This window comes from Streptomyces sp. NPDC059788, from assembly GCF_042732265.1.
Lineage (GTDB): Bacteria > Actinomycetota > Actinomycetes > Streptomycetales > Streptomycetaceae > Streptomyces.
Map to the genome: position 1 here is coordinate 8,049 of NZ_JBHWHY010000096.1, position 4,811 is coordinate 12,859.

The following is a 4,811-nucleotide window of genomic DNA, read 5'->3' on the forward strand; positions in this document are numbered from 1 at the left end:
CCGCCGGCCTCCTGCGGGGCGGGCGCCGGCTCTCGACCCCCGCGCCAGCGGCCCCGGGGGCGGGCCGGGGCAGTTCCGGGCTGACCGGAACCGCCCCGCCCCATCCCGCCCCGGGCGCACGGCCGCCGCCCACGCCGCGAAGGACGTACGGGCTCAGCAGCCGCACGAACGGGGCGCCCCGGCCCAGCAGCCGCGCGAACGGAAGCGCCCCGGCCCAGCCACAGCTATTGATGCGCCCCGACTCAGAAGCCGCGGTTTTTGATGCACCCCGGATCATCAGCCGTGTGCATCAAAGCAACGGCCGAGCACTGACATGGACGACGCCGCGCCGCCTCAGGCGCACTTGAGCTGGCCGTAGACCTTGGAACCGGTCCAGGAGCCCTTCGCCCACTGGTCCGCGGGGGCGGGGGTGAAGGAGAAGTGCTTGCCCAACTGGCCCCCGAACCAGTTGGCGAACGCCGCCGCGCCCTGCTGGCAGGTGTGGATGCCGTCCTGGCTGCGCTGGGCCTTGGCCGCGGAGCTGTCGGTGCCCCACAGGCTGGACGCGTCGAGGAAGCGGACCTGGCCCGCGTTCTTGTCCGCGGCCTGCTTCGCCGCGCCCGGCGCGGACTTGATGGCGGCCTCGTGGCTCTTGTAGAACTCGTCGATCTTGAACGGCGGCGCGGAGACGAGGACGAGTTCGGCGCCCGCGTCCGCGGCGACCTTCGCGAGATGTTCGTACGAGCTGCCCTGCTGGGCGGGAGTTCCCCAGTCGTAGGTGGTGACCTGGTACGCGATGACGTCCGGGTGGAAGGACCCGGCCGCCTTGGCCAGTTCCTTGTAGGTGTCCTCGGCGAACTTGCCGGTCGGGCCTTCGCCCTTGACGACCGTGCCGCCGCCGGTGGAGGCGATCGACTTGAACTCCACGCCGCCGGCCTTCATGGCGGCGTCGAGCGCGGGGGCCTCCGCCTCGGCGATCGAGTCGCCCATCCAGAGCAGCTTCGAGATCTTCTTTCCGCCGTTGTTTCCCGCGGGCGCGGCGGAGCTGGATGCGGCGGTGTCGCGGTCGTTGCCGGACGTCGGGTTGCCGCAACCGGTGAGGGCGAGCAGGGACGCGCCGGTGACCAGCAGGGCGCCGGCGGCGATCGCGGGACGCTTGCGCCTTCCGGAGCGGTACGCCGGGGTGGCGGTCGCGGTGGGCTGCTGCTGGGAGGGGGACGGAGTCTGCTCCATGTGCTTGCTGTGCATGTTTCGAGGCAAACACGGCGCGGGGGCGGTTACAGCGCTTGTCATCTGCCGCTCACATACCGCGGAGATTCCCGTCATACGTCTCGCACGCAGCCAACGCAATCCGGGCCGCCGAGGCGCGTCTCACGTACGGGACCGGCCGACCCGCGTACGGGTCGGCCGGCCGGTCGGCGTCAGAGAGCACCCAGTGCGTTCATCATGCCCAGGCCGTCCGAGACGACCCAGTACTCGGCGAATCGGCCGTCCGCGACGCGGAAGATGTCCTGTCCCGCGAAGGAGATGCGGGTGCCCGGCGCGGCGGTGGTGCCGGGGATGCCGCCACGGTACGAGCCGTGGAAGGTCCAGCCCGCCGCCACCAGGCCGTCGCCGACCACCGGGCCGACGTCCAGGGTGACCTTGATGTCGGTGAAGTAGTCGTGCGACTGGCGGATCTGGTCGGCCGCCCCTTGCGGTCCGTGTACGTCGACGGAGGGCCAGTGGCCGACGAAGTCGGGGGTGAGGATCTCCTCGGCCACGGAGAAGTCACCGTGCCACAGGTCGAACAGCCAGCGGCGGTAGAGCGTGGTGATGTCGTCCATGCCCCCATTTTGCGTACGCGTACGCACGAGGTCAATCACCGACGTACGGCTACCGGCGTGACCCGTCCCCCACCTGCGCCGTCAGGGAGGTCACCAGCCTGTCGAGATCGTCGGCGAAGTGGTCGCGGCGGTCCGCGGACAGCCAGTACGGGCGCAGCGCCGCCACCGTGGGGTACTCGGCGGGATCGGCCTCGGCGGGCACGCTCACCTGGTACGGGGAGCGGTTCTCGGGACGGTCGGCGTGCTGGGCGAGGTCGCCGAGGACGAAGTTCCACACGATCCGGTTCGCGGTGGCCGCCTCCTCCAGGGACAGGCCGCAGGCTCGCCACGCGGCGTAGATCTCCTCCAGCAGCCACAGGACCGAGGGCGCCATGAGGTCGCCCCGCCCCAGCACGTCCACGATCCAGGGCCGGGCCGCCAGCTCGTCCCGCTGCCAGGTCAGCAGGGCGAGGAGGCGGGCGCGCGGCTCGGCGGGCAGGGCGGGCCGGGGCAGGCCGGTCACGATGCGGTCCAGGAGGAGGATCAGGAGTTCGTCCTTGTCCCGTACGTGCCGGTAGATGCTCATCGGGGCGCTGCCCAACGCCTCGGCGACCCGGCGCATGGTCAGCGCGCGGCTGCCTTCTTGGGTGACGATCTCCAGGGCCGCCTCGATGACGCGGTCACGGGAGAGCCGGGGCGGCCGTCCGCGCCGCCCCGTGCCCTGCCCGGGGGCCGCCGCCCGCCGGGCCGTCGCGTCCGGCCCCGTACTCGTGTCCGCGCCTGCATCTGCTGTGTCGTGCTCGCTCACGTGAGCAGTCTGGCAGCGCGGCGTGGCGGGCCGCCCCCTCCCCTACGCCGACCTGCGGTAGACGCGGAACGCCCACGTGGAGGAAGCCCATTACGAGGGCTGTCGCGGCGAGCAGTCCCAGATGCGTCCAGACCGTGTTCCAGTCGGTACGTGGCCCCCGCGCCGATCGCCCCGCCGGGGAACCGGGCCCCGGCGACCAGCGCGACGGCCACGACGGCCAGGCTCCGGATCACGGTCTGGATCGCCTGGCAGGCCATGGTGGCGCCCAGCATGGCGCCTCGGCCGACTGGTGAGGTGAGCAGTCGGTCCATCACACCGCGGTCGATGTCCTGGAGGTACGTCGTACCGGCCCAGGCGCTCGCGAACAGGGCAGTCGCGTGGCAGTCGTACGGCAGGGCAGTCGCGTGGCAGTCGTACGGCAGGGCAGTCGCGTGGCAGTCGTAAGGCGGGGCAGTCCGTCCCGGCGGCCACCGCTCACGCTCCGAGGGACTCGGCGGCTTCGCGTTCGGCGGCGCGCTGGGCCAGTTCCGCCCAGCTGTCCGAGTAGGCGCGGGCCAGCTGGGCGACGGTTCGGCGGTGATCCTGCGGAATGTCGGCCGTGATCTTCTCCCACTCCTCCGGGCTGACCGTGTGGATGCCGAGCAGCCGCAGCAGGGTGCGGCCGGTGTCGCTGTAGCGCAGGGCCGGATCGCCCTTGAGCCGGTTCACGATCCGCCTCCGGTCCGCCACGGCCATCCGTACCGGGCTCGCCGCGCCACCGGCCACCCGGCGGGACCGGACGGGCCTGCGTCCCTGTTGCCCGATCTGCTCGCGGCGCCCGCTGTGCCCGCCGCGCGTGCCCCGCCCCGTGAGCAGGGGCTCCTCACCACGGCGGATGCGGTTGCGTACGTCGCGCGCGGTCTCCGGGGAGATCCCGGTCAGCCGTGCGATCTGCCGGAGCGAGAGGGCGGGGTTCTCGGCGATGAGGTCACCGGCCAGTTTGCGGCCTTCGGCGCCGTCGAGCGGGCGGAACCGGCCGTCCTGGCCGACGCGTCCGCGTTCGGCCGTGGCGCCGCCCGGCATCCGCCGGCGGACCTTGGCCACCGTCGCCGGGGCCACGCCGGTGATCGTGGCGATCATCCGGTTGGACCAGATGGGGTGCGAGGCGATGATGCGCTCGGCGGCGTTCTTGCGGTCGGCCTTGGTCAGCGGCAGGCCATGGGTGGTGTTGGACTCGACGGCGAGGACGAAGGCGTCCGCGTCGTCACCGTCGAAGAACCGTACGGCGATCGTGTCCTGGCCGCGCCGCTCGGCCGCGCGCAACCGGTGCGCGCCGTCGATGACGCGCAGCGTGTCGCGGTGGACGATGATGGGCGGCAGCGGTGCGTCCGCCATCGCCAGTAATTCGACGTGCTCCTGGTTCTCCCCCGCGATCCTCGGCGAATCGCTCACCGACAAGGCACTGATCTCGACATCGACGACCGTGTGCAGGTCGACCTGCGACTGCCCGGGTTCCAATTCCCCTCCCCTGCCAGGTCCGCTTTCCCGTTCGCCGCCCTTTCGGTTTCAACCGCGGGCCGCGACACGGCGCGAAGCGGCGGAAAGCGAAGGCTATTGCGGGTGGGCGGAGTACGTCCGTCCCGGGTGCGCTCCCCCGCTTCCGCACCGCTCGGCGCGGCGGGCCGGGAACCGGCCGCCCGTCCCCAAGCGCCGATGGCCCGCCGCCGCGCCGCCACGGCCGGTTGTTTCCGGTGGCCGTGGTCGCGTGGCGTCCCCGGCCGGAGCACACCGGTTTCCGGGTTGTGTGTCCGTGGCTCGAAGACGCCGTTGTGCTGCTGATGCTGGGCCGGTGTGCCGGGCCGGGGAAGAGGGCGATTGTCCGGGACTTGTCCGGCACTTGTCCGGCCTGCTCAGCCCCGGGAACGAGCCCGAATCCGGACAATTCCCGGAAGGCTTGTCCGATGAGAATTTCCTTGAATAGCCGTGGTTTTTCTCGCGCTCGCCTGCGCCCGGGACGCGGCGGCCAGGGCGTCGTACGCGTACCCGTCACCCCGGCTGCCGCACTGGCGAAGGCACTTGGCCCGCGACGGCACCGACTGCCGTCGCGGCGCCTGCTCAGTTTCGCCTTGGTGATGACGCGCGGCGATCGCGCCAAGCGTCACGGCGGGAATGGTGTGGCGTTTCGGGGTAGGGAAAATCGCGACGGAACGGGACGGCCGGGGCAGGCGTGGGGCGGCGAG

The 4,811-nt window shown here is 72.0% G+C and carries 4 protein-coding genes; all 4 read right to left on the reverse strand.

Going from position 1 to position 4,811, the window contains the following annotated elements; all coding sequences use genetic code 11:
- Positions 1-333 precede the first annotated feature (333 nt).
- Positions 334-1,227, reverse strand: coding sequence for an SGNH hydrolase domain-containing protein (locus tag ACFV57_RS42105; RefSeq protein WP_385244414.1), 894 nt, complete (start codon positions 1,225-1,227; stop codon positions 334-336).
- A 173-nt stretch (positions 1,228-1,400) separates the two neighbouring features.
- Positions 1,401-1,805 (reverse strand): ester cyclase, encoded by a 405-nt coding sequence (locus ACFV57_RS42110; RefSeq protein WP_385244416.1) that lies wholly within the window; start codon positions 1,803-1,805, stop codon positions 1,401-1,403.
- A gap of 49 nt (positions 1,806-1,854) precedes the next feature.
- Entirely contained in the window at positions 1,855-2,592 is a 738-nt protein-coding gene (locus tag ACFV57_RS42115; RefSeq protein WP_385244419.1) for a TetR/AcrR family transcriptional regulator, read from the reverse strand.
- A gap of 474 nt (positions 2,593-3,066) precedes the next feature.
- Positions 3,067-4,089: a ParB N-terminal domain-containing protein gene (locus ACFV57_RS42120; protein WP_385244422.1), complete on the reverse strand. Its 1,023-nt coding sequence runs from the start codon at positions 4,087-4,089 to the stop codon at positions 3,067-3,069.
- Positions 4,090-4,811: the final 722 nt, after the last annotated feature.